The organism is Massilia sp. YIM B02443, assembly GCF_030411955.1.
Classification (GTDB): domain Bacteria; phylum Pseudomonadota; class Gammaproteobacteria; order Burkholderiales; family Burkholderiaceae_D; genus Telluria.
The window spans coordinates 62651-87944 of sequence record NZ_JASNRA010000010.1 but is presented as its reverse complement, the minus strand read 5'-3'; the positions used below and the strand labels follow the sequence as shown (position 1 = coordinate 87944).

At 67.2% G+C, this 25294-nt stretch carries 19 protein-coding genes; 11 read left to right on the top strand and 8 right to left on the bottom strand.

Translation table 11 applies throughout. The features are described from left to right. The first annotated feature begins 86 nt into the window (after positions 1 to 86). The 3 genes from QPK27_RS12305 to QPK27_RS12295 are packed head-to-tail and all read left to right on the top strand — an operon-like array spanning position 87 to position 5066. Positions 87 to 1478 carry a hypothetical protein gene (locus QPK27_RS12305; RefSeq protein ID WP_290418534.1) on the top strand — a complete coding sequence of 464 codons (1392 nt, stop codon included), beginning with the start codon at positions 87 to 89 and terminating at the stop codon, positions 1476 to 1478. Next, the gene (locus tag QPK27_RS12300; protein ID WP_290418533.1) at positions 1471 to 2232 is read left to right on the top strand and encodes a hypothetical protein; all 762 of its coding nucleotides are present in this window, start codon (positions 1471 to 1473) and stop codon (positions 2230 to 2232) included. Before QPK27_RS12305 ends, QPK27_RS12300 begins: the two co-directional genes overlap by 8 nt. Before the next feature lie 8 nt (positions 2233 to 2240). Further along, the gene (locus tag QPK27_RS12295) at positions 2241 to 5066 is read left to right on the top strand and encodes an ATP-binding protein (RefSeq protein ID WP_290418532.1); all 2826 of its coding nucleotides are present in this window, start codon (positions 2241 to 2243) and stop codon (positions 5064 to 5066) included. Between the two features lie 65 nt (positions 5067 to 5131). On the opposite strand, the gene QPK27_RS12290 is transcribed toward QPK27_RS12295, so the two are convergent. Beyond that, positions 5132 to 5650, bottom strand: a complete 519-nt coding sequence (locus QPK27_RS12290; protein WP_290418531.1) for a hypothetical protein — start codon at positions 5648 to 5650, stop codon at positions 5132 to 5134. A gap of 119 nt (positions 5651 to 5769) precedes the next feature. Here QPK27_RS12290 and QPK27_RS12285 point away from each other — a divergent pair, with 119 nt between their 5' ends. The 4 genes from QPK27_RS12285 to QPK27_RS12270 all read left to right on the top strand — a co-directional run bounded on the left by QPK27_RS12285 (position 5770) and on the right by QPK27_RS12270 (position 8732). Beyond that, positions 5770 to 5961, top strand: coding sequence for a hypothetical protein (locus QPK27_RS12285; protein WP_290418530.1), 192 nt, complete (start codon positions 5770 to 5772; stop codon positions 5959 to 5961). 247 nt (positions 5962 to 6208) lie between these two features. Next, complete coding sequence (locus QPK27_RS12280) at positions 6209 to 6373, top strand: hypothetical protein (protein WP_290418529.1); 165 nt, start codon at positions 6209 to 6211, stop codon at positions 6371 to 6373. Next, positions 6374 to 6994: a lasso peptide biosynthesis B2 protein gene (locus tag QPK27_RS12275; RefSeq protein WP_290418528.1), complete on the top strand. Its 621-nt coding sequence runs from the start codon at positions 6374 to 6376 to the stop codon at positions 6992 to 6994. Further along, positions 6969 to 8732 (top strand): asparagine synthase-related protein, encoded by a 1764-nt coding sequence (locus QPK27_RS12270; RefSeq protein WP_290418527.1) that lies wholly within the window; start codon positions 6969 to 6971, stop codon positions 8730 to 8732. The genes QPK27_RS12275 and QPK27_RS12270 overlap by 26 nt, the downstream gene beginning before the upstream one ends. Before the next feature lie 3 nt (positions 8733 to 8735). Here the strand turns inward: QPK27_RS12270 and QPK27_RS12265 are convergent, their stop codons facing one another. Continuing rightward, on the bottom strand, positions 8736 to 10301 hold the full coding sequence (locus QPK27_RS12265; protein ID WP_290418526.1) for a diguanylate cyclase: 1566 nt from the start codon (positions 10299 to 10301) through the stop codon (positions 8736 to 8738). A 150-nt stretch (positions 10302 to 10451) separates the two neighbouring features. Between QPK27_RS12265 and QPK27_RS12260 the strand changes: the two genes are divergently transcribed. Continuing rightward, entirely contained in the window at positions 10452 to 10997 is a 546-nt protein-coding gene (locus tag QPK27_RS12260; protein WP_290418525.1) for a DUF4256 domain-containing protein, read from the top strand. Here the strand turns inward: QPK27_RS12260 and QPK27_RS12255 are convergent, their stop codons facing one another. The 4 genes from QPK27_RS12255 to QPK27_RS12240 all read right to left on the bottom strand — a co-directional run bounded on the left by QPK27_RS12255 (position 10998) and on the right by QPK27_RS12240 (position 19257). Next, on the bottom strand, positions 10998 to 11522 hold the full coding sequence (locus tag QPK27_RS12255) for a GNAT family N-acetyltransferase (RefSeq protein WP_290418524.1): 525 nt from the start codon (positions 11520 to 11522) through the stop codon (positions 10998 to 11000). It lies immediately after the preceding gene. 25 nt (positions 11523 to 11547) lie between these two features. Then, entirely contained in the window at positions 11548 to 12186 is a 639-nt protein-coding gene (locus tag QPK27_RS12250; RefSeq protein ID WP_290418523.1) for an NF038120 family PEP-CTERM protein, read from the bottom strand. A gap of 601 nt (positions 12187 to 12787) precedes the next feature. Further along, the gene (locus QPK27_RS12245) at positions 12788 to 17245 is read right to left on the bottom strand and encodes a translocation/assembly module TamB domain-containing protein (RefSeq protein WP_290418522.1); all 4458 of its coding nucleotides are present in this window, start codon (positions 17243 to 17245) and stop codon (positions 12788 to 12790) included. Further along, positions 17245 to 19257 carry an autotransporter assembly complex family protein gene (locus QPK27_RS12240; protein WP_374047059.1) on the bottom strand — a complete coding sequence of 671 codons (2013 nt, stop codon included), beginning with the start codon at positions 19255 to 19257 and terminating at the stop codon, positions 17245 to 17247. Before QPK27_RS12240 ends, QPK27_RS12245 begins: the two co-directional genes overlap by 1 nt. Positions 19258 to 19467: 210 nt before the next feature. On the opposite strand from QPK27_RS12240, the gene queC reads away from it, so the two are divergent. Next, a complete protein-coding gene (queC, locus tag QPK27_RS12235; protein WP_290418521.1) occupies positions 19468 to 20184 on the top strand; it encodes a 7-cyano-7-deazaguanine synthase QueC in 717 nt (238 codons plus the stop codon). Positions 20185 to 20242: 58 nt separating this feature from the next. Here queC and QPK27_RS12230 read toward each other — a convergent pair whose 3' ends face one another. Continuing rightward, a complete protein-coding gene (locus QPK27_RS12230) occupies positions 20243 to 20623 on the bottom strand; it encodes a hypothetical protein (RefSeq protein WP_290418520.1) in 381 nt (126 codons plus the stop codon). 525 nt (positions 20624 to 21148) lie between these two features. On the opposite strand from QPK27_RS12230, the gene QPK27_RS12225 reads away from it, so the two are divergent. Then, positions 21149 to 21652, top strand: a complete 504-nt coding sequence (locus QPK27_RS12225) for a hypothetical protein (RefSeq protein ID WP_290418519.1) — start codon at positions 21149 to 21151, stop codon at positions 21650 to 21652. Between the two features lie 109 nt (positions 21653 to 21761). Then, entirely contained in the window at positions 21762 to 23717 is a 1956-nt protein-coding gene (locus QPK27_RS12220) for a GAF domain-containing protein (RefSeq protein WP_290418518.1), read from the top strand. A gap of 58 nt (positions 23718 to 23775) precedes the next feature. Here the strand turns inward: QPK27_RS12220 and QPK27_RS12215 are convergent, their stop codons facing one another. Beyond that, a complete protein-coding gene (locus QPK27_RS12215) occupies positions 23776 to 25281 on the bottom strand; it encodes a DUF3369 domain-containing protein (RefSeq protein WP_290418517.1) in 1506 nt (501 codons plus the stop codon). Positions 25282 to 25294 lie beyond the last annotated feature (13 nt).

Genomic DNA, 25294 nt, shown 5'->3' with positions numbered 1-25294 from the left:
TGCCCAGTCTAAACTGTTATACTGACGCCCCCGCGGCGCTTGCCGGCCATTCACGGCAGACCGCGCACGAGACTGGTACCAAGACGATGATCGACCCACTTGCCGGCGCGGCCCTCGCTGCCGACTCCCTGAGCGCGACGCAGGATCCGGAACAGCTGGACCCGCTGCAGGCGCACTTCCACGAAGGCATCGCTCCCGACGAGATCGAGCAGGTCTTCCACCTCAAGCGCGCCCAGCCGATGCTGTCGGCGTTTACCGCCCTGTTCCACGGCACCCAGGACGGCGTGCTGGTGCGCCTGCTGGTCCTGCGCGAACTGGCCGGCGACACCGCCAGCTCGGCGTTCTCGCGCGCCGACATCAACCAGAAGCTGGCCTACCTGATCCCCGAGAGCCTGGAAACGGTGCTCAACCGCCTGCGCGGCCATGGCCTGCTGGCCTGGGACGCGCCGGCCGCCGTGTACCGCATCACGCCGCTGGCAAGGAACGTGCTGGCCGCATTGGAGACGCTGCTGGCGCTGGGCAAACCGGAAGACGACGAAGCCGAGATGGGCTTCCTGCTGTCGCAGGTGGCCGGGGCCCAGGCCGTGGGCGGCGTCACCGTCGACCAGCTGAAACACCTGCTGGGGCGCCTGGTCGAGCTGACCGAGGAATTCCGCGACGCCATCGCCTCCGGCTCCGAATTCCGCCTGCGCACCTCGCAGGCCAAGTGGCACATGGCCTGCGACTGGGTCGAAAAGGGTTCGGTGATCCTGCGCGCGATCACCTCGGACGAACGCGCCGATTCCGCCACCCACCGCGCGGCGCAGGCGATCGGCAGGGCGCAGAGTGCTCTGTTGAACATGCAGGGCATGTTCTCGCGCGCCCTGAACCAGATCGAGCGCCAGCGCGTGCACCTGGGCCAGTCCGGCCTGTCGACTACCGACGTGAAACGCTGGCTGCTGGCGCACGACGACCTGGCCAGCCTGGCCGCGGGCGCGATCGACCGTCCGGTGACGCCGCTGTTCGGCACCCCGGCCGAGATGATCGACGTGGCCGAGACCGAGCTGCTGGCCGAGCGCGTGATCTCGACCGGCCCCAAAGGCCTGCCGAGCGGCCAGGATGCGCCGCTGACGGTCAACGACAACCCGGCCATGATGGTCGAACTGAACGACTGGATCACCAAGCTGGCCGATTTCGCCAACCTGGGCAACTTCCCCGAATTTTCCGAAGTCGGGCCGCGCAAGGTGGCGCTGCACGAGTCCCTGCTGCCGGCCAGCTTCGCGGTGGCGTCCTACCGCGCCTCGATGCTGCCGCTGCTGGGCGACGCGGCCGAGGCCAGCCTGCAGGGCGCGACCGCCGACCTGGCGCGCCTGCCCCTGAGCTTCGAAGCGCAGGACCAGATGATCGCGCTGGACGACCCGGAAGTGGCGGCCATGTCGATCGCCACGCTTTCCCTCAATCTCGATTCACCAACCGACACCGGCACGCCCCATGAATGACGATGCACAAATCCTGATCGCGCGCCTGCTCACGCACCAGACCCTGCGCCGCGACGACAAGATGGTCAAGCGCGCGCTGTCGGACGACCAGTTCCGCGCCGAAGTCGACAAGCGGCTGCTGGAGTCGGGCCTGAAACTGCTCGACAACGTCTACGCCGACCACGTCACCATCGCCCTGCACCGCAACGTCGAACCGAAGATCTTCGGCGCCAAGGACATCTGGCAGAACAATAACTTCGGCCTGACGCGCGACGGCGTGGCCTTGCTGGTGGTGCTGTGGGCGCAGATCATTCTCCCGAAGCGCGAGCGCCAGGAGACCCACACCACCGTGATCGACGACCAGTCGGACATGTTCGACAAGGACACGCCGATCCCGCGCGCCGAAGACACCTCGATCGGCATTTCGTACACCGCGCTGCTGTCGGACTTCGGCGACAAGCTTGGCAAGAAGACGCGCATGGACATGAACCTGGGCGTGCTGTCGAAGCTCGGCTTCATCGAGCGCCGTGGCGACGTGATCCTGGAAGGCCCCTTGCTCGACCTGATGATGGACACCGACGTGCTCAAGGAACGCATCATCAACGGCGCGCTGTCCGAAGTCTTCAAGCGCGCGCCGATCGCGGCCGCGCCGCGCAAGGTCGCCGCGGTCGACACGCCCGATGCCGCAGCCGCGAATGACGCCGCCAGCGACGGCGCCAACGACGCGGCGGCGCTCGAGCGCCCCGACGCCGACACTCCAGACACCCCGAATTGAGATAGCCGATGTTCCACATTAAATCACTCGAACTGGTCCACTGGGATTACTGGCAGCGCATCAAGAACATCCCGCTCGACGCCAAGATCATCACCATCGCCGGCCAGAACGGCTCGGGCAAGACCACGCTGCTGGACGCGATGCGCACCCTGTTCGGGCTCGATTGCTCGATGGGGCGCACGTATAAACACTATGCGCGCCACTCGGGCCAGCAAAGCGCCTGGCTGCGCGCCGTGGTCGACAACAAGCCGGTCGGGCGCCAGCTGTCGAACCGGCCGTTCCGCCATTCGGGCTTCTTCGCCGACGACGAAGTGACGCTGTTCTGCCAGGTGCAGAAAAACGGCGGCGACTGGAAGCGCCAGTACCTGATGCGACCGGGGAACGTCGAGATCGAGGAAGTCACCGAAGCCACCGACTGGCTCGGCGTGGAGAACTATCGCAAACGCCTGGCCTCGGCCGGCCTGTCGCCGGCGATGTCGAAGGTGCTGGCGCTGGAGCAGGGCGAGACCGACAAGCTGTGCGAATACGCGCCGCGCCAGCTGCTGGACCTGGTGTTCCAGGTGTTCGGCGACAAGGAAGTGCTGGACGCCTACGACGAGGCCAAGCGCCACCAGCGCGACACCGAGACGGAACTCAAGCGCTTCGAGGCCGAGCTGGAAACCTCGCGCATCAACCTGGAAGGCCTGCGCCTGCGCGTCTCGAACCACCATCAGTGGTCGGACCTGCACAAGGAACAGAAGACGCTGAAAGAAGAAGTGCTGCCGGCGCTGGAGTACCACGAAGCGCGCGAAAAGGCCGCCAACAACAGCCGCAACCTGCGCGAAGCGAAGAAGCCGCTGGTGCAGGCCGACAGCCAGCTGGCCGAAAAGCGCAGCCAGTTGGCGGCCCAGCAGCGCGCCCTGACCGAAGCGCAAAAGCTCGAAGTGCAGCTGGAAGAAGAAAACAGCGCGTTGGCCAAGCGCCTGGGCGAAGTCAACACCCGCCTCAAGCCTTTGGAAAGCCTGCTCGAGCAGCGCGAACGCCTGCAGAAACTCTCCGCGGACGCCGGCGCCGACATCGCCGAAGTGGCGAAACAGCTGGACGAGAAGGACGCCGAGCTGACCCGCCAGCGCGCCGCGCGCGACGCCATCAGCTCAAAAATAGCCGCCGAAATGGCGACCATCTCGGCGCTGCAGGGCAAGAGCGCGATGCCGGAACCGGAAGCGCAGCGCCTGATGCGGCGCGCGCTGCGCGACGAGGGCATCGCCCACGCCATGCTGTCGGACATCGTCGAAGTCACCGATCCGAAGTGGCAGGGCGCGGTCGAAGGCGTGCTCGGTGGCTACGCCTCGGTGGTGCTGCTGGAGAACGCCAAGGACGCCCCGGCGGCCTACCGCCTGGCCGAGAAGGAGCGCTATCGCCACTTCATCGTGCCGGACTGCGTCAACGCCCCGGTGGTGAAGGACGACAGCCTGCTGTCGGTGGTGCGCTTCTCGGGCAAGGCGCCGGGCTGGCTGATCGATCAACTGGAACGCATCGAACGCGTGGACTCGGTCGACGACGGCTTCAAGAGCCGTTCGGACGAATGGATCACGCCCGACGCCTACCACCGCGAACGGCGCGGCGGCCGCTCGCTGTTCGTGGAAGCGTCGCGCTACCGCTTCGGCGCGGCCGGCAAGACCCAGCGCCTGGAGGCGATCCAGAAGTCGCTGCCGGCGCTGGAGCAGAAGGAAGACGCGCTGACGCTGGCGATCTCGAAGCTGGCGGCCGAAGTGGGCGCCCTCAAGACCCGTATCGCCGGCGTCGACGCGGCCAAGGAACTGTCGGCGCGCCAGGCCGAATTCGAGGAAGCGGCGCGCGCGCTCGAGCCGCTCAAGGCCGAACGCCTGGAAGTGGGGGCACGCCTGGGCGAGTTGCAGACCCTGAGCAAGAACGCCACCGTGAATCGTACCCGCGCCGACACCGTGTGGCAGAACGCGCGCATGGCCCTGTCGGAAGCCGAAGCCGGCATGCGCCTGAACCACCGCCGCCAGATCGACCAGCGCAGCGAGCACGCCAAGGCGCTGTTGGACCTGCGCCGCAACTGGCGCACGGTGCCCGCCAACTGGAAGAATCCGGAGTGGCGCGGCGACCTGGTGGCCAAGCACCAGAACGCGCACCAGGTCAGCCTGCGACTCGGTTCGCTCGAGCTGTCGCTGGCGCGCGACGACTGGGAACTGGATGCGACCGTGGTCGACCAGTACGCGCGCCTGAACGAGCAGCTGGACAGCCGCCAGAACGAGACCGAGGAACGGCGCTACCAGAACAACCGCGCGATCGAAGCCACCGGCAATGCGCGCGGGGCCTACATCGAGCGCCTGCGCTACACCATCAAGGCCTATACCAAGAACATCAAGGAACTGGGCGCGCTGGCCGGCATCGACGTGCAGGCCGACCCGGTGCGCCTGGAGAACGACGATGTGCAGCTGGCCCAGGCCGGCCTGCACGTGCGCTTCAAGTTCGACGGCAAGGACCAGATCGGGATGAACGACGGCGAAGCCTCGGGCGGCCAGCAGGTGATGAAGTCGCTGGTGCTGCTGATCGGCCTGTTGAAATCGGAAGAAGGTTCGGGCGGCTTCGTGTTCATCGACGAACCGTTCGCCCACCTGGACATCCGCAACATCCAGCTGGTCGGCGAGTTCCTGAAGAACACCGACGCCCAGTACCTGATGACGACGCCGCTGACGCACAACACCGACGTGTACGACCCTTCGGAACTGACGCTCATCACGAGCAAGAAGAAGAAGGACATGCAGTGGGCGCAGCCGATCTTCGTGCTGCAGCGCCGGAAAGAAGCGGAGAAGGCGGCGGCGTAAGCGGCGCTTGCGGTAAAAAACAAGGGACCCGACATGGGGCCCTTGTTCGTATCGTCAGCCGACGATCATGGCGCATCGATCTCCTTGCGCATGCGCCGCCGCCAGCGCAGCAAGCCTGCCGAATAGCAGCCGAAATACCCCGCCGTCAGCCCCACGCACAACATGGTCAGCGGCGACTCGGTCAGCTGCGGCGTCGGAATGTCCTTGCCCTGGTTGGCATAGATCTCGATCCCGTAATACAGCAGCCGCGCCACCAGGATCATGGCCATCACGATCCCCAGCCGCGCGTTGGGCGTGTACCAGTAGCCTTGCTGGGTGGCCTCGAAGCGGCTCAGCTTGAGTCCCCACACCCCGTAGCCGATGCCGCCCGCCGCGCCCGCCAGCAGCGCCGCCAGGTTGTACGGGTTGCCCAGCAGCTGGGCCGCCGGCACCAGGATCATGGCGCCGAACACCAGCACCCCGGTGTAGTGGCGCGACACGATCGAGCGCTGGCGCGTCATGCGGCTCTTGATGCGGGTGTAGATGCGCCAGACCAGCAGCGGGGTCAGGACGAGCAGGGCCAGGGTGGTGATCGTGAGTTCCATGGAGCGCAAACGGCAGTGTTCAACAATCCGAGCATTGTAGCCGACCCCCGGCGCGCGCCGCACCGCGCGAGCGCGTGCTAAGGTTGGCCGATCCGATTCTTGAAATGGAGAGCCCGTCCATGCACGCCACGTCCACGTCCCTGCCGCTGCCCACGCACCGGTTCAATCCGGCCATTTACGCACACCGCGCACCCGATCCGGCGCCGGCCGAGGAGCCGCTGCCGGAACCGTTCGACACTCCGCACCAGCCGGTGCACCTGCCGCACGACGAAGAGCCGGTGCCCGATCCGAAGCCTAGCATGCTGTCCTGATCCGCGTTTCATCCACACATGACGCCGGGCCGGCAGCCACGCCGGCCTGCGCCATCCTCTCCCCTCCTGTCAGTTCTTACAGCTAGCGCGCTGCCGGCCGGCGCGCGATAATTTCCCGCCACGCAAAAAATTCGCATGTGCGCTGAAAAAAGCGGATCCAACCCCGTTACAGGAGCGTGGCGGAGCGATCGCGTCTTTGGACGCTGCGCCCCCGCACCTGCCCATTTCACCATGACAGGAGCAATGCATGAATACCACTAGCCAGGACCAGCAACAGCAGGACAAGCAGGACACTCTCGACGGCTTCACCTTCGAAGACCTCGGCGCGGTCGGAGAAATCACCGGCGTCTGGGCGCACGGGAACAACCGCGACGGCGGCTGGGAAGTCGGCCACAACTACTCCTACGAATAAGTGAGCGCGCCGGGCGGCCATCTGCTGTGGCGTGCGCTGGGCGATCTCGTGTACGTGCTGAACGTGCGCGACGGCCGCTACGCCGGGCTGTCCGGCCGCGATGCCGAACGCTGGGTGCAATCCTACGGCGCGGCCCGGACCACACGCGCCACGCCGGCGCCGGCCGGCGCGTCCGCAGCCCGGCCGCCGGCATGGGGGCGCTTGGCGCCGCGCCTGCTGGCGTGGCAGGTCAACCGCCGCGTGCGCCGGCTGCTGGCGGACGGCCGCTTCGAGGCGCTGTACGCGCTGGCCGAAAGCATGGCGCCGGCGTCGACGCCGGCGCCGGCACGCACACCAGAGCCGCCGCAAGTGTTGCGCGCCTTTTTGCAGGCCGAACTCCTGTTCGCCAACCGCAATCCCGACCGCGACTGCCTGGTGCGCTCGTTCTCGCTGTTCCTGTTCCTGCGCGCGCTCGGCTTCGCGGCGGTGCACCGGATCGGCTTCAGGGCCTGTCCCTTCGACGCCCACGCGTGGGTGGAACTGGACGGCGCGGCGATCCTCGAGCGCGGCGCGGCGATGGACCGCTGGCACGGCATCAGCATCATCGGACAAGCACATGACCCGGTCGCCGCAGCGGCTTGAGACCGGCAACTGGGCCGCCGTCTTCGACCTTGGACAGGGCACGCTGCGCGCCAGCAGCCCACCGCTGCGGCGCAGCGGCCTGTCGCTGTTCTTTTCGGGCTACATCGCCAACCCGGGCGAGGTCGCTGCGCTGCTCGGCCAGCCCGGGCTGCGCGACCCGCACGAACTGGCCCATGCCGCGTGGCTGCGCTGGGAATGCCGGCTGGCGCGCCACGTGCTGGGTGCGTTCGGCATCGCCGTGCTCGACCACCGGCAGGGCGTGCTGACACTGGTGCAGGACGCGCTGGGCCAGCGCCCGCTGTTCTTTGCGCGCGAGGATGGCGCCGAAGGCGCGCTGTGCCGCATCGCCGACACGCTGGACGGCTTGCTGGCCAGCGGCGGCGCGCGTGGGCGCTGCCTCGACTACTTCGCGTCCTGGCTGCGCTTCGGCCACGGCGCCTCCGACCTGACGCCGTACGAGGGCGTGCGCCGGCTGGCGCATGGCCGCCACGTGCGCATCGGCACGCGCACGACGCAGCAGGGCGCGGCGGTGACCCCGGCGGCCGCGCAGTTCGCCTGGTCGCATACGCGCGCCGAAGCCGAGCAGGAACTGGTGCGCCAGGTCGAGCAGGCGGTCGCGCGCGAATGCGCGGGGCTGCGCAATCCGCTGTTCGAACTCTCGGGCGGCCTCGATTCGAGCACGGTGGTGGCGCTGGCCCGGCGCGGCGCCGGCGCGCGCCGCCTGCATGCCGTCACCTGGGGCAGCCCGCACGACGACGATATCGGCTACGCCGCGCCGCTAGCGCAGCAGCTGGACCTGGCGCAGCGCATCGTGATGCGGCCGGACGACGACTTCATCGACTGGGACAGCGTGCATGACTGGGCCGAGCCGGGCAACGAGTTCAGCGGCACGCTGCGCAAGGTGCTGCGCGAACTGGTGGCCGGCCGCCACGACGCGGTGGTGACCGGCGTGGGCGGCGACGACGTGTTCCATGGGCGCGGCATGGCGCCGACCTGGCTGGCGGACCTGCTGCGCGCCGGCCGCCTGGGGCAGGCGCTGCGCACGATCCGCACCGCGCCCCCCGACGGCACGCCGCAGCGGCTGTTCGTCAGCCAGCTGTGGCGCTTCGGCCTGCGGCCCCTGTTCGGCGGCGCCGGCGTCACCGGATTCACCCCGCATTACGCCTACTGCCGGGACTTCATGGAGCGCTGCGCGGCGCTGGCGCCAGCCGACATGAACCTGCCGCGCGAGGCCAGTGCCGCGCGCAGCGACTTCTGGCGCAACCTGCGCATGCTGGTGGCGAACCGGGTCGCGCCCGGGCACCTGATGCCGGAAATCGGGTTCCGCCATCCGCTCCTGAGCCTGCCGCTGGTGGAGTTTTCGGCGGCGATCCTGGGCCGCTATGAAACGCATCTGCGGCCCGACCGCACCCTGCAGCGCAGCGCCTTCGCCGGCCGGGTGCCGGCGCCCATCCTGGAGCGCACGTCGAAGGGCGGTTCGCTGGCGCAGGAGGCAGCCTACTGGCGCGGCGACGACGCGCGCCGCCGCTTTCGGACCGACGCCTCGCATGCGGTGGCGCTGGGACTGGTCGATGCGCGCCAGTGGGAAGCGCTGCTGGGCGCGGCCAGGTTCGGGCGCGTCGCCAACCTGCGCGAATTCGACTTCATCATGAAGACCGAGATCTGGCTGCGCGGCGCCAAAGGCGGGGCTGCGTCGCGGTCCGCCGAGCTGGCCGTGGTTGCCGGCCCGCCGGATTGAGCTTCAGCCAGCGCCGCGCTCGTCTGCCACCCGGTTGCGGCCGGATTCTTTGGCCCGGTACAGCTGCGCGTCGGCGCGGGCCAGCAGGCCGGCAGCTGCGCCATCGCCCGCGTCGCCGGGTGCGAGCACGGCCAGCCCGGCGCTGGCCGTGACCACGCCGAACGGCGAATCGGCATGCGCCGCGCCCATGGCCTCGATCGCGGCGCGGATGCGCTCGGCCACCGCCAGCGCGCCGGCGGCGTCGGTGTCGGGCAGGACCAGGGCGAACTCCTCGCCGCCGTAGCGCGCCGGCAGGTCGCGGTTGCGGTTGACCTGCTCCGCCAGGATGCGCGCCACCGCCTGCAGGCAGGCGTCGCCGGCCGGGTGGCCATGGCGGTCGTTGTACTTCTTGAAGTAATCCACGTCCAGCAGCACCAGCGCCAGCGCGCTGCCGGCCAGCGCGGCGCGCCGCAGTTCGTGCGCCAATACCTCGTCGAAGCGGCGCCGGTTGGCCAGGCCGGTCAATGTATCGGTATGCGCGAGCTGCTGCAGCCCGAGGTTGTCGCGTTCGAGCACCTCGGAATAGGCGCGCAGCTTCTGGTCGAGCCGGTCGCGGATCGCGAACTGCTTGAGCAGCCTGGCCGCGAACAGGACGAACACCAGGCCGACCAGCAGCGCCACCGCGGCGATCACCAGGCTGGAACGCTTCCAGCCGGCCAGCAGTTCGTCCCTGGTCTGGCCGACGGCGATCACGAAGGCGAAGCGGTCGACCCGGCGATAGCTGTACAGGCGCTCGATATTGTCGACCCGCGCGACCATGAATTCGGACCCGATCGGCCGCTTTTTGATCGCCTGGAACACCACGCCTTGCGCCAGGTTGGTGCCGATCACGCGCTCGTCGAAGGGGCGGCGGTAGACCACGGTGCCGTCGGCCAGCGCCAGCAGCACGGTGCCGGTGCGGCCCACGTCCAGCTCGTCGTAGATGCGCTCGAAGAAATTCACTTTCAAGGTGATCAGGGCCACGCCGGCGAAGCTGCCGTCGGGATGGTCGATGCGGCGCGACACCGGCAGCACCCACACGCCGGTGGAGCGGCTCTTGACCGGCGGGGCGATGTGGATGGCGCGCCCCGGATGCTCGAGGTGGTAGCGGAAATAGGAACGGTCGGCGTTGTTGCCCAGGGTGGTTTCCGGCAGCGAGGTGGCAAGCCAGCTGCCGTCGGCGCCATACACGAAGATGCCGTGCAGCTCGGGCGTGGTGCGGGTCAGTTCGACCAGGTGGCGCTGCAGCCGCGCCAGGCTGGCCTGCGCCGTGCCGTCGTGCTCGACCCGCTCGACCACGTTGGCCAGCGCCAGCGAGGTGGCCTTCATCGCCGCTTCCACCTGGGCGCCGACCATGCGCGCCACGTTGGCATTGGCCACTTCGGTCTGGCGGATCTGGGTCTGCTGCGAATGCCACACGAACCAGCCGGTGAAGGCGGCCAGCAACGCGCACGCCAGCGCCGTCACGAGCACCACCAGCCGCACCACCGGGCGCTTCTTGACGCTCAGGCGGGTGACGTGGCTGTCCGGATGATCGATCGTCGGTCTCAATGCGCCTCGCGAACGTAGTCTTTCCTCACGAAGCCATTCTGGCACCAGAACGCCGCCGCCGGCGCAGGCCTGCGCGCGACCCATCCGGGCCGGGCCGCGCCGTGCTAGTCTGGCCTGCGGCGCCATCGCTCATTCATCTGGAGGATCATCATGCAACCACGCCAACGCGACGACTTGCTTGCGACCTTGAAGACCCGTTTCGACAACAATATGCGGCGCCATGCGGACCTGGACTGGCAAATGGTGCAGGCGCGGTTGGAAGCCCATCCGGCCGCCCTCGACGCACTGGATGCGATGGAAGCCAGCGGCGGCGAGCCGGACGTCGTGGTGCTGGCGCCGGGCGCGGCGCTGACCTTCTGCGACTGCGCGCCCGAGACCCCGGCCGGGCGCCGCAGCCTGTGCTACGACGGCGCCGCGCGCGCCGCGCGCAAGGAACACAAGCCGCACGGCAGTGCGCTCGACCTGGCCGGGAAGATGGGCGTCGCGCTGCTCGACGAGACGCAGTACCGCGCGCTGCAGGAACTGGGCGAATTCGATACCCGCACTTCGAGCTGGATCGCCACCCCGCCCGAGATCCGCGCGCAGGATGGCGCGCTGTTCGGCGACCGCCGCTATGGGCGCGTGTTCGTGTACCACAACGGCGCGCAGTCGTATTACGCGGCGCGCGGCTTCCGGGCGCTGCTGCGGGTGAGCTAGTCAGCCCTGGCCCTGACGCAGGGCCCGGTAGACCAGGCTGGGCGCCTGTCCCGGCACGTCGTCGAGCGTAGCGAAGCGCGCCATCCCGATCTTCTCCAGCACCCGGATCGACGCCGCATGCTGCGGGCGCACCAGGCCGAAGATCTCGTCGCAGTGGTGTTCATCGAAACCGAAGGCCAGCGCCGCCAGTCCCAGTTCGGTGGCATAGCCCCGGCCCCAGGCCGCCGTCGCAAAGCGGTAGCCGAGGTTCACGCGTTCCTGCTCCAGGTAAGGATGCAGTGAAATGCCGCCGAAGCCGATCACGTGAGCAGGATCATCCTGCGCCGCGATCGCCCACGGCCCCAGCCCGCGTGCGCGCCACTGCGCCAGCCAGCCGGCCAGCACCGCCTGCGCACGCTCGGCGTCGGGCAGGGGCCCGGCCGGATTGAAGGTGTTGGTGGCGGCGTCGCCGTAGATGGCGTACAGCGGCGCTACGTCGTCTTCCACGGGCGGGCGCAGGAGCAGTCTGGCGGTGGTATATCGCATGGCATGGATAGCGGAAAGCGGGCTTCTAACGGGCAGGGCCACCGCGCGAGCGCCGGCGGCGAACCGAGGAAATGATGCCGAGGCCGGCAATCAGCGTCGCCCAGGCCGCAGGTTCCGGAACCTCTGCTGGCGTGAGGACAACGTTGTCGATTGCAAATTCCGACAATTCCTGGCCACCCGTGATCGTCAGGGACGAAATATTGGCAAAGTCATTAAAGTTGAAATTTGAAAATGATTCGGCCAGATTTGCGTCCACGAAGATCGTGTTCGTGATAATACCATTCAATCCCATCGCGGTGAGCGTCAGATTCACGGGACGACCGTATGTGAGAAAGGTCGTGGCAACATCCAGCGATGTAAAGGAGAACAAACCTTTGTCCTCGCGATCGAAGGTAATGCTGCTCCCGTTGAAACCATAAAACGCCGTGGTTCCATTTGAAGCGCAGCCGGTACTGCTGCACATACCTAAATGGTCGGCAGGATTATCCATAAGATAAAATCCAAATGGATCAATCGCCGAGTAACTTACTTTAAATCCATCTTCGCGAAAGCTGTAGTCGAAATAACCGTAACCCCCGTCCTGCGATTCGAAATCGATCGTTGCCGCCACAGCGGAATTTGTCAACAAGGCAGCCGTGATGGCCATCGCTACTTTTCGGATCATGGTGAGTTTCTTCCTGAAATAAACATTAATAACAAACCACATGCGGATGCATTTCGTACGCCGGCTGGATGAACGATCCGGACATCAAGAGGATATTAAGACCAATCATTAATAAACGATCGGTGCCTGCAGCCCGATATGCAATTAACGCATCAAATCTTATATGAATAGTTTGTGGGAGATTGTATTAATGTGTATGTGTAAGGAATATCGACAAGTTGCGCCATATATTATTTTGGGAAAACTTTTTTATTCGCAGTGCAAGATGAATTGGAATTCGCTGCGGCCTTTATAATCGGTCAAGGCAGGATTAAATAAATGATGTGCGTGACGGTGGCTGTATTTGACCGGTTTGCATGGTTGCTCGCGCCCATACCGGATATATACGGACGCGTCTGGCAGCTGCGATGGCAGTCGAGTGGCGTGTTGGAGCCGGCGCCACGAAGGATGAAAGCTGGAGTCTGGCGCGCCCGCAAATCAGTGTTTCGTCGATTGCGCGAGCACGACCGGATGATGGGGGATCGGGCGCGGTCCGGAGCATCTGCGCCGGCGGATGCGATGTCGCGGGGCCAGCGCCGTCAAGCGCCGGCCCCCAGGGGCCTCAGTCGAAGGCCCACGAATACAGCACGTCGAGCGCGCTGTTGGTGCCGGTCTGGAAGCGCAGCGAGATGCGCGGATTGAGTTTATAACGCAGGCTCACCAGGCTCGACGCCGTGCTGGCGCCCTGCTCGAAGCTCAGGTAGGCGCGCGACGAGATGCGCTTGCCGACCGTGACCACGGTGCTTTCCAGCGCCGACGCGTCGCTGCCCATGTCGCGCTGCTTCAGGCCCACTTCGTCCACCCCGAGCGAGGTGGCCAGCTTGGTCTGGAAACCGCCGGTGCCGCCCGCGCCGCCCAGCAGGGCGCCCGCGGCGGCGGTCAGCACGTCCTTCTCGCTGCCGCTGGTGGTTTCCATGCCGTGGCCCAGCACCAGCCACGACAGCTTGTCGCTGTCGGACACGTTCGGGGTCGACACCAGGCGCGCGGTCGGCGACTGCGCGGTGCCGCGCACCTGCACGCCGGCTTCGACGTTGGTCTCGGACAGCTGCTCGCCCTCGGGGCGCTTGCGCACCGCCAGCACGTCGAGCGAGGGATTGTCGTACGGGCCGCTGAAGGTCAGGTTGGCGCGCTCGATCGACAGCCGCTGGCCGTAGGCCGCATAGGTGCCGTTCAGGGCACGGATGGTGCCGTTGATGCGCGGCTGGCCGCTGCCCGTCATGCGTACCCGCGCGCTGCCGGCCAGGGTGGCGTCGATGCCCATCGCGCGCAGGCGGAACTCGTCGCCCAGGTCGGCGGTGAGGTCGACCGTCAGCGGCACTTCCTTTTCCTTGCTGGTCGGCGTCGGCTTTTCAAGGCCGCGACCGAGTACGATCACGTCGTCCGAGATGGTCGGGCCGCCCTGCGGGGCGAATTCGATCAGCGCGCGGTCGGCGCGGAATTTGCCTTCCAGCGCGAAGCGGCTGGCGTCGCGCACCAACGAGGCGTTGCCGCTGACCTGCACGGTGCGGTCGGGGCGCGACAGCGCTTCGAGCTTGTCCAGCACCAGGCGCACTTCGGCGCTCGGCTGGCCGTCGGCGAAGCGCACGTAGCCGGAGGCGGCGGCGCTGCCCTGGCGGCCCTGGAAGGTCAGGCGCTCCAGGCGCAGCTGGTCGCCGCCGAGCTGGGCGCGCAGCTGGCCGTTCTGCAGGCGCACGCCCTGCTCGGGCCAGCGCACCGCCAGCCGGTCGCCGTTCATGTCGCCGTTCAGGCTCGGCGCGCCGATGGTGCCGCCGGCGGAGAGAGCCAGGCGCAGCGCGCCGTCCAGTTCCAGTCCCGGCTGGCCGGCCAGCGAGGCAAGCCAGGCGATCGACGGCATGTCGGCGTTGGCCGTCATGCGCAGCGGGCTGTCTTTTTCCAGCTTCCCGCCCAGCATCTGGGCGTTGGCTTCGACATTCGCGCGGCCGGTGCGCTCGCCATCCAGGTCGAGGCGCACGCGCAGGCTGCTGCCGGCGACGTCGGCGCTGGCCTGGAACTGGCGCAGGCCGAGCGGCACCGGGGTGTCGCCGCCGACGATGGCGTCGCCGCGCTCGCGGAACACGCGCACGTTGCCGGCCAGCGAAGGCGCGGCGCCGGCCGCCTGCGGGGCGCGCATGTCGACCGACCACGCGGCGCCCAGGGTCAGGTCGCCGCGCGCGTTGGCGCCGATCGCCGGCGAGAATTGGGCTAGATACGTCAGCGGCACGTTGTCGGCGTGGCCGCGGCTGGCCCAGCGCGGGCCGTTCTTGGTGAGCGTGTCCACGGTAATGCTGCCGCTGGCCAGCTGGACCACGGCGCCTTCGAAGCTGATGCGCTCCGGGCTGGCCAGGCCCATCGGGCCCGAACCCGGCGCGCCGGCGATCGTCACCGGCACCGGCTTTTGCAGCGACATGGCGTAGCGGCCACGGTTCTGCAGCGCGGCCAGGGTGCCGCTCCAGGTGTCGCGATTCAAGCCGCCGCGGATCTCGGTATTGGCGTCAAAGCCGTCGCCCAGCGCCGACAGGCGCAGCGTGTGCGCGCCGCGGGTGCCGCTGGTCTGCAGGCGCAGCGACGATACGCGCGTCTCGCCGCTGGCGTAGCCGGTCACCTGCACGTCGGTCACCAGCGGGTCGCTGGCGCCGCGGCCGGCGCCCAGGTTGGCGCTGGCGCGCAGCGCGCGCACCGTGTGCACGCTCATGAGTTTCAAATTCTGGCCTTCGAGCGAGGCGGTCAGCGACGGCGTCTCGGTGCTGCCCGACAGGGCGCCCGAGCCGCGCAGCACGCCGCCGAACTCGGGGCCGAGCGCGGCCAGCTGCGGCGCGTCGATGCGCCAGTTCAGGACGTCGCGCGCGGCGCCGAACGCGCCCTTGGCGGCGACCACGTTGGGGCCGACGTGCAGGTCGACGTCGGCGTTCGAGACGTGGCGGCGGTCGGCGTTCAGGCGCGCATGGCCCCAGAACGGGGAGTTCGACAGCGTCGAATCCTTGACTTGCAGGTCGACGTTGCCGCGCCAGTCGGCGCCGGCGCGGCCGCTGCCGCTGAAGGTGGAATTGATGCTGGCCGCCAGTGGCGAGCCGAAGGCGGCCGGGTTGAAGCGCTGCGTGGAGCCGCTGGCCTTGACCTCGACCGCGCGCGCGCCTTCCGGGCCGCCCAGCCAGGCTTCGCCACTGGCGCGCAAATTGCCGCTGCCGTTCTTGCGCTGGGCCGCGACCCAGCCCAGGTCGCGGGCGTCGACTTCGAAGGTGGTGCGCGGCGCGGCCATGGTGCCGCTGGCGACGCCGTTGGCGGCGACCGCGCCATACAGGTCGCTGCGCACCGCCGCCAGCTGCTTGCCATCGAGGCGCCATTGCAGGCGGTCGCCGGCGCCGCCGAAGGCGCCGTTCATGGCCACCGTGTTCTGGCCCAGCGCCAGGTCGGCGTCGATGCCGCTGATGCGTTTGGCGTCGGCGCTCAGCTTGCCTTTACCGCTCAGGGCCTGGTTCATCAGGCGGCTGTTCCTGATCGCGAAATCGGCGTCCACGCGCCACTCGGGCGCCACGGCGCCGGCGGCGTTGACGGTGGCGTTGATGTCGGCCACCGGCAGGTCGCCAAAGGCGGACGGGTCGAAGCGGTTCGACGTCAGCGTCGCCTTGAATGCCTTCTTGTCGTCCAGGTTCATGCTGCCGCTGGCGCTGATGCTGCCGCGGCCGGCCGACAGGCGGGCTTCGCGCAACGTGGCCACGTTGTTCTCCAGCGTGGCCAGGGCGCTCAGGCGCAGGCCGGCGTCGCTCAGGTTCGCTTCCAGCGTCTGGCGCTCGGCTTCATTGGTGACCGCGATGTCGCCCTTGATCGCGGTCGGCTTCAGCGCCGAGTGAAGCTGTTTCAGGTCGATGCGGTCGGTATGCAGCGCGAAGCGCGCGGTGCCGATGCCTTCTTCGTCTTTGCCGCGCTGCACGCCGCCGGTGCCGGTGAATTTACCCGCGGCGCCGAAGTCGAGCAGCACGTCGGACACGTTCAATGCCGACAGATTGCCGCCCAGCTGGCCGCGCGCCGCGCGCAGCGGCAGGCGCCCCTGGTCGATGGTGCCGGCCGGGCCGTCGTTGCTGATGTCGACGTTGCCGCTGATGTTGCGGTTCGCGTCGAGCTTGCCGGCGACGGCGAAATTCAGGTCGGCGGTCGGCAGCGCCGGATTGAAGAAGCCCGGATCGACGTTACGGCCGCTGATGCGCAGGGAGCGCAAGGGAATCTCGGCGAACGGCGCGATCTCGAAGTGGGCGTCGCCCAGCGCGCGGCCGGCCTGGCCGCTGGCGTCGACCAGCGTGGCGTTCTGCAAGTCGCCGCCGACTTTCAGGTTCAGCTGGGCGGCGCGGGCGCCGGCGCTGGCCTGCGATTGCGTCAGGCTGCCGGTGGCGCCAATCTTGAACGGGCGCTGCGCGCCCAGCGTCAGGTTGGCTGCCACCTGGCCGAACGGCGTCGCGGCCGCGGCGTTCTGGACCACCCAAGTCTGCTTGTCGCCCTTGACGCGCGCGCGGATGTTGTCGACCCGGGTTTCGGCGCCGGCCAGGTTCACGATCGTCATGCGCGCCAGCCGCGCGTCGTCCAGTTCCACCTTGAACGGCGGGGCCAGGCTGGCCGGCAGCACGGTCGGCTCGTCTTCGCTTTCCTTGAGCGTCTGCATGCGCACGCTGGCGGCCCACAATTTGTCGACCAGGATGCCGCGCGACAGGATCTGGGCCGGCGACCAGTCGACGTCGATCTTCTCGGCCGTGATCACCTGTTCCGGCGTGCGCCACACCAGGCGCTCGATGTGCATGGCGCCGTACAGCGAACCGGACACGCCCTGCAGGGTCAGCTTGCCGCCGGTGGAATTGGCGACGCGCTGCGCGATCATCTGCAGCGTGGTCTCGCGGCCCAGGTACCACAGGGTGCCGCCGATGATGACGCCGGTGACGGCGACGCCGATGGCGACGCGGCGCGGCCATTTGCGCTGCTTGTGTGCGGGCGCAGGGGTGCTGTCCCTCGCCGCGTTGTTGTCAGGTGTATCCATCAGAACGTGAATCCAAGTGAGAAGTGCAGGCGCGCCTTGCGCACCGCGTGGCCGTAGGCCAGGTCGACGTTGATCGGGCCGACCGGGCTGCGCCAGCGCGCACCGACGCCGTAGCCGGATTTCGGATTGATCGCGCCGAAGCTGTCGGCGGCGTTGCCGACGTCGTAGAACACGGCCGCGCCCCACGGCGGCTTGAACCAGTACTGGTATTCGGCGCTGGCGGTGGCCAGGACCTTGCCGCCCACGGTGGCGCCGTTTTCCTGCACGCCCAGTTCCTGGTAGCCATAGCCGCGCACCGACTGGTCGCCGCCGGCGCGGAACAGGAAGGTGCTCGGCACGCCCAGCTTTTCTTTCGAGACCACGGCGCCCAGTTCGGCGCGCACGACCAGCGTGCCTTTTTCGCCCAGCGGCTTGTAGCCGATGCCGCGCAGGTAACCGCGCAGGAATTTTTCGTCGGTCAGGATCGGCAGCACGGCGCCGCCGACCTGGGCATTGAGCACGTAGCCGTTGGTCGGCTGGATCAGGCTGTCGAGCTTGCGGCGGGTGATGCTGTAGGTAAGCGGGATGCTGCGCGTGTAGGTGGGCTCCAGGCCCTGCACCTCGCGCTTTTCGGCCAGTACTTCGAGCGTCAGGCTGCGCTCGAGCAGGGGCGAACCCCAGGCGCGGCGCGCCGCGATGCTGGCCAGGGTGGTGATCTCGCCGCGCAGGTCTTCGCGCTCGACGCCGGCGCTGACGCTGTCGTTGTAGCCCTTGGCGGTGGTCGGCCAGAAGAATTCGCCGCGCGCGGTCTGGCGCCGCTGTTCGTAGATCAGGTCGCTCTTGAAGCGCTTGCCGAACACGTTCAGGTCGTCGTAGCCGAGCTGGGCGCGCGCGCCGGTGTCGGTCGAGAAGCCCAGGCCGGCCTCGACGTTCTTCTGCTTGTTTTCGGTGACGCGGATCACCACCGGCAGGGTGGTGGGGCCGGCGCCGTTGGCCGGCGTGGTGGCGGCGACGGCGTTCGCAGGAGCCGTGCCGGCCGCAGTATCAGTGGAAGACCCGGCGGCGGGCGTGGCCGGATTGGCGTCGAGGTCGTCGTCTTCCTTGATGTCCTTGATCTCGGCCGCCAGCACGGCGCGCATGTCGACGCTGACTTCGACGCTGCTGAAGTAGCCGGTGTCCTGCACCCGCGACTGCAGTGCCTGCAGCGCCGCTTCGCTGTACTCGTCGCCCGGGTTGATCTTGTTGAGGTTGGTGATCACGGTGCGCGGATAGCGTTTCAGGCCGCGGATGCGCAGCTCGCCGAAACGCATCTCGGGGCCGCTGTCGAGCACCACCCGCAGCAGCACGCGGCGCGAATCGGGGTCGACCGTGGCGCTGGTCTCGACCAGGCGCGCGCGCGGGAAGCGCGTCTGCGCCACGTCGCGCAGCAGGCCGCGCTTGGCGTCTTCCCAGTCGCCCATGCGGAAGCGCGCGCCGACCGGCATGCTCCAGCGGTTGCGCAGGGCGGCGGCGTCGAACGGCGCGCCGCCTTCCTCGAACGGGACAAAGCCCTGCAGCACCAGGTCGACGTCGCCGACCGTGACCGGCTCGCCCGGATCGACGATCACGCGCGCCACCGGCTGGGCGCCGCCGGTGTCGAGGCCGGCCGAGACCTTGGGCGAATAGTAGCCTTCGGTGGCGATCAGCTTGCGCACCTGTTCCGGCGCTTCCTTGACCAGGCGCCGCAATTGCTCCAGGTCGACCCGGCTGTTGCCGCGCCAGCGCATCAGGTCGAGGTTTTCTTCGAGCAGCTCTTCCAGCTGGCGCGGGGCGTCGATGCGCACGCGGTAGTCGACGCCTTGCGGGCCGGCGGCCTGCAGCGTGGCGCTGGTCTGTTCGGCTTGCCGGGTGGCGGCCGATGGCGGCGCCTGGTCGGCTGTTTGCGCTTGCTGGGCCGCTGGCGAAGCGTTGATGGATGCGTTTGCCGGCGTGTCCGCCTGTTCAGTTTCCTGGGCCAATGCGGCTGAGGAAAGAAGCAATACGCCGGCCCCCATCAGCAGGCGGGGCAGGGGATGCAGGCGGCGGGAAAGTGATTGTGTCGGCAACGTGGCACTCCATAGGCATACTTCTTGTCATCTTATCTGATTGGCAAAGTCGATGTCGGACGCGTAATGTTGTGTGTGCGCCTCGACGCGCCCGCACGGCGGCGCCGGATTTGTGCCAGAATTCGCGGTTTCCCCGCCGTTTTCAACGCCTTTCACACTATGACCCTGCCTTCTTCCGATACCGCGCTCGTGCTGTTCAGCGGCGGCCAAGACTCCACCACCTGCCTGGCCTGGGCGCTGCAGCGCTATGCGCGCGTCGAGACGATCGGTTTCGATTATGGCCAGCGCCATGCGATCGAATTGTCGGTGCGTCCGGGGCTGCTCGCGAAAATGCGCGCCCTGGATCCGGCGTGGGATGCGCGCCTGGGCGACGACCATATGATCGACCTGTCGCTGATCTCGAAGATCTCGGATACGGCGCTGACCAGCAACGTGGAAATCGCGATGCAGGAAAACGGCCTGCCGAATACCTTCGTGCCCGGCCGTAACCTGCTGTTCATGACGGTGGCGGCCACGGTGGCTTACCGGCGCGGCCTGAACGTGCTGGTGGGCGGCATGTGCGAGACCGATTTCTCGGGCTATCCGGATTGCCGCGACGACACCATGAAGGCGCTGCAGGTGGCGCTCAACCTCGGCATGGCGACGCGCCTGAAGGTCGAGACGCCGCTGATGTGGATCGACAAGTCCCAGACCTGGGAACTGGCGCAGCAGGAAGGCGGCGACGCGCTGGTCGACCTGATCCGCTTCGACACCCACACCTGCTACCTGGGCGAGCGCGGCGCGGCGCATCCGTGGGGGCATGGCTGCGGCGTGTGTCCGGCCTGCGCCTTGCGCGCACGCGGCTACGAGCAGTACGTGGCCAAGAAGGCGGCCTGAACGCTGGAATAAAAAGACCGGGACAAAGCCCGGTCGTGAAGGGAAGACGTTGTCTTTTTCAGACGGCGGCGCTGCGCGCCAGGCGCTCTTTGCGCGAGCGGTGCATGAAGTACCAGATCAGGGCCAGCGGCAACGCCAGCGGCAGCAGCAGGGGCGACACCGCCAGCGTCACGGTCAGCATCGCCACGCACAGCGCGCCGATCACGATCACGCCGACGCCGGCGAACACCACCGCCAGCACCACGCCCACCACCGCCGTCACCAGCACCGCGATCAGCGTGCCGCCGCCCGCGAACAGGGTGGCCAGCAGGAAGCCGAGCGGGCCGTCGAACTCGTCGCCGTCGTAGTAGACCTGCATGCCGTCGCCGCCCCAGCTCAAGGCGTTCCACAGCACCATGGCGAAAAGGAAGAGGATGACGTAGGGGGCGGCGCGCTTCATGGTGTTCTCCTTGGTTGGTCGCTTGGTTGATCGCTTGGTTGAGCGTTGTGTGATGCCACTGTAGGCGCGCACGCCGGTGGCGGCCATCGGCATGCGACAGTCCGCAATTTTGGCGGGCTGAAACGTGCGTACGGGCGATGAAGCATCGCACTGAAATCGCGGGCAATTTCTGCTTGCAATACCAACAGGGTTTCCTATACTGACAGCCTGCTCTGTTACAGGAGGATCCTATGGCTGTATCGTTGCATGGATTCCTGGACCGCCTGCCCATTGCGAATGCTGGTCCCAAAGATCCGCCATCGGCGCCACCCGCCATTCCGCCGATTATCATCAACCCCTTCAACCGGCACACGCCGCCGCCGACGATCGACCCGTTGCGCACCCCGGTCGGCCCGCCGGTCACACCACCGCCAGGCCCCGGCTGGCGCTGCCTCGGTTTCGCTTAATCAAGCGGGCTTTTTCATGGGGTCGGTTTCCTCTATGATCTTGGTTTTGGGCGCAAGATCGCCGAAGGACACTGACACCATGAACGAGCAACTCCAGGATCACGACGGCGAAGACGAAGACGGCCCGGTGCAGGAACCGCGCCTGTGGCAAGGCAATGGCTGGACCGCGCGCGTGATCAAGAACGAGGACGACGACGGTTGGGCGGTGGCGATGTACAAGGACGGCGTGTCGGAACCGGCGCTGGTCGGTCCCTGGACCATGGGCCGCGACAAGAAGAACCCGAAGCCGCTCGACGTCAACGCCTTCAATACCCTGATCAAGACCGCGTCCGAAGTGATCCGCCGCCACGAGCAGCACATGCACGCGATCCTGCACAAGAACCTGTACATCATGACCGAAGAGGGCGAACTGAAGGTGACGCTCGACATCGTGCCGGACGACGACGATCCGTATGCGATGCTGGCGGCTACCGACGAGATGGGCGAACAGGTGGCGCGCGTGCGCGTGGCGGCCAGCTTCAAGCTGACCCAGGACTCGGCCAAGGCCTGGATCGAGAACGACTTCCGCGCGCCGCGTCAGTAATTTTCCAGAGCAATATTTAGCTGGTGGCGGCCGATCCAGCGCCCCGGCAAGCTGCTAATATTTCCTCTACGCATTTTTAATTCTATAGTTAATTTGTGTAGGGGATGGGATGGAACGTTTAGACCGGCTGGAAGCGGTCCAGTCGATGCTGCTCGAGATCGGGCAACTGTCGACCGGCTGCAGCGACATCAGCGCATTCATCGAGGCCGTGCACCGCGCGCTGGGCCGCATCATGTACGCGGCCAATTTCTATGTGGCGCTGGCCGACCGTGAAGACGGCACTGTGCGCTTCGTCTATTTCGTCGATGAAGCCGACGAAGCGCCGGACCCCGGCGCGCCTATCCGCCTGGCCTCGCCCGAGCAGTCGCCCACTGCCTGGGTGCTGCTCAACCGCGCTCCGCTGACGCTGACCAGCGCCGACTTCGCAGCGCGCGGATCCGGCGGCGCCAGCTACGGCAACGGCAGCGCGCCGGAACACTGGATGGGCTGCCCGCTGCTCGACCAGAACCACCAGCTGCTGGGTGCGATCGTCATCCAGAGCTATTCCAAAGCACAAACCTACAGCGCCGAGGACGAAGCCCTGTTCGCCCTGATCGCGAACCATGTCTCGAACGCGCTGCAGGGGCTGCAGAGCATGGACCGGCTCGAGCGCGCGGTGCAGGAACGCACCGCCGCGCTGGCGCACGAGGTGGCCGAGCGGCGCCGCGCCGAGCAGGTGCAGCACGCGCTGTACCAGATCGCCGACCTGTCGGCGCAGGCGCTCGACACCGATCAGTTGAGCGCCAGCCTGCACCGCATCATCGGCGAGCTGATGGTGGCCGACAATTTCCTGATCGGCTTGTACCACCCCGAGACGCAGGAAATCAGCATCCCGTATTTTGTCGACGAAAAGGACAGCACGCCGCCGATGCAACGCTTCCCGTTCGGCATGGCGATGTGCTCGTACGTGTTGTCGAGCAAGCAGGCCCAGCTGCACGATCTGGGCAGCTTCCGGCAACTGGTGGCGAACGGCGTGGTCAAGGAGCCGCTCGGCAATACCGAGATCGCCAGCTGGATGGGCGCGCCGATGCTGGTCCACGACCAGCCCTACGGCGTGCTGGTGGTGCAGAGCTACGACCCGGCGATCGTCTACACCAAGGCCGAGCTCGACCTGCTGGCTTTCATGGCCAGCCACGTGGCGGTGGCGATCGCGCGCATGCAGGCCGACCGCAAGATCCGCCGCGCCAAGCTCGAACTCGAGCAGCAGAATGCGGCCCTGAACGACGCCCTGCATGCGCTGCAGGAAGCGCAGTCGGAACTGGTGCGGCAAGAGAAGCTGGCCTCGCTCGGACGGCTGGTGGCCGGCGTGGCGCACGAGATCAACACGCCGCTGGGCATCTGCGTGACCGCCACCAGCCACCTGGTGCAGGAACTCAAGCTCACGCGCGAAGAACTGGCGGCAGGCGAGATGACCGAGGACAGCCTGGGCAGCTTCTTCGATATCGTCGACCAGTCATTGCGGATACTGACCACCAACACCCAGCGCGCGGCCAGCCTGGTGCGCAGCTTCAAGCAGGTGGCGGTCGACCAGTCGTCGGGCGACATCCGCAGCTTCAATCTCGAGGCCTACCTGAACGAAGTGCTGCTGTCGCTGCAGCCGAAATTGAAGGGGCGGCCGGTCAAGGTCGACGTCAGCTGTCCGAAGGATCTGGTGCTGGACAGCTATCCGGGGGCGGTGTCGCAGATCGTCACCAATATGGTGATGAATTCGCTGGTGCACGGGTTCGAGCGCGAGCAGGCCGGCAACATCACGGTGCGTGCCGGGATCGAGGCGGATGGCTGGGTGGTGTTCGATTACGCGGACGACGGGGCGGGTATGGACAAGGACACGCTGGACAAGCTGTTTGATCCGTTCTTCACGACCAAGCGCGGCACCGGCGGCAGTGGACTGGGTGCGCACATCCTGTACAACCTGGTGACCGGGGCCTTGGGTGGAACCGTGCGCGTAGAAAGCGCGCCGGCGGAGGGTTTGCGTTACCACCTGCGTTTCCCGCGTTCGCAGCGCAAGGAAAAAGTGGCAGTTTGATAGTAGGGGGGGGGGCCGGGGCGCGCAGCCGGGTTCCCCGTCCACGCGTCCAACCAGCCTAATCAGGCCACTTCGCGTTAATTTCCAACGCCCGATCCATATTCTTGATCAGCAGATCGACGTAATACGGATCCAGATGATGCCCCGCCACTTCGCGCAGATGCTCGGTGACTTTCGCCGGCGGCCACGCATCCTTGTAGCAACGCTTGTGGCTCAGCGCATCGAACACGTCGGCCACCGCCACGATCCGCGCATACGGGTGAATATCGTGCCCGCGCAGCCCCTGCGGATAACCGTTGCCGTCGAAGCGCTCGTGGTGCTGGTGCGCGATCACCGCCGCCGCTTTCAGGATCGGACGCTGCGAGCCGTCCAGGATCTGCAGCCCCACGGTCGGGTGCTGCTTCATGATTTCCCATTCGTCCTCGGTCAGGCGGCCGGGTTTGAGCAGCACGGCGTCGGGCGTGGCGATCTTGCCGACGTCGTGCATCGGCGCGGCGTGCATCAAGACCGCGGTCTCGTCCTCGGGCATGCCCGAGACCTGGGCCAGCATGTGGCACACCTGGGACATGCGGCGCACGTGGTTGCCGGCTTCGTGCGAGCGCGATTCGACCACGTCGCCCAGGCGCAGGATCAATTCGGCCTGGGTGTCGGTGATTTCCTGGTTCAACAGGATATTGTCGAAGGCAATCGCCACGCCCGAGCAGAACACTTCCAGCAGCTGGGCGTCGATGTCCGAAATCTCTTCCACGCCCTTGAGCACCAGCAGCGAGGCCTTGCCGCTGTTGTTGGGGAAATAGCCGACATAGGTGTCGCCGTGCAGGCGCGAGATGCGGTTCTTGCGCGCGTCGTCGAGCTGGGCCACCAGTTCCGGGCCCATCTCGTCCTCGCCCATGTCGCCGATCTGGGCCAGCACTTCGTACTGGCTCTGGCCGGTGATCACGCTGGCCGCCTTCAGGCGCAGCAGCATGCTCTGCTCCAGGCGCAGCAGCGCCACCACCTGCTGCAGCAGGCCGTTGGCGAAGTCCTTCAGGCTGCGCTGCTGGAAGATGTGGCTGGAGGCGGCGATCACGCGCTCCAGGCCTTCGCGGTAGGTCTGCTGCACGCGGCGCGCTTCCTCGACCTTCATGATGTCGCGGTAGGCGCGCAGGGCGGCGAAGGTGGTGGTGAACAGCTTGGTGCGGTCGAGCTCGGTCTTTTCCTTGTAGTCGTTGATGTCGTAGTCGACGATCACGCGCTCTTCCGGCGCCTGACCCGGCTGGCCGGTGCGCAGCACGATGCGGGTAAATTGGTTGTCGAGGTCCTGGCGCATCCAGCGCGCCACTTCCAGGCCGCTGTCTTCGCGCTCCATCACCACGTCCAGGAACACCAGCGCGATGTCGTTCTCGCGCGCCAGCACTTCCTTGGCTTCGGCGCCGCTGTAGGCGTGCACGAAGGAAAGGGCACGGCCGTCTAGGCGGAAGCGCGACAGGGTCAGCTTCGTGATGTCGTGGATGTCGGGTTCGTCATCGACCAGCAATACTTTCCATGGGGCGAGCTTGGGCGCGGCGGCGGAGAGGAAGGACATGACGAATCCGATA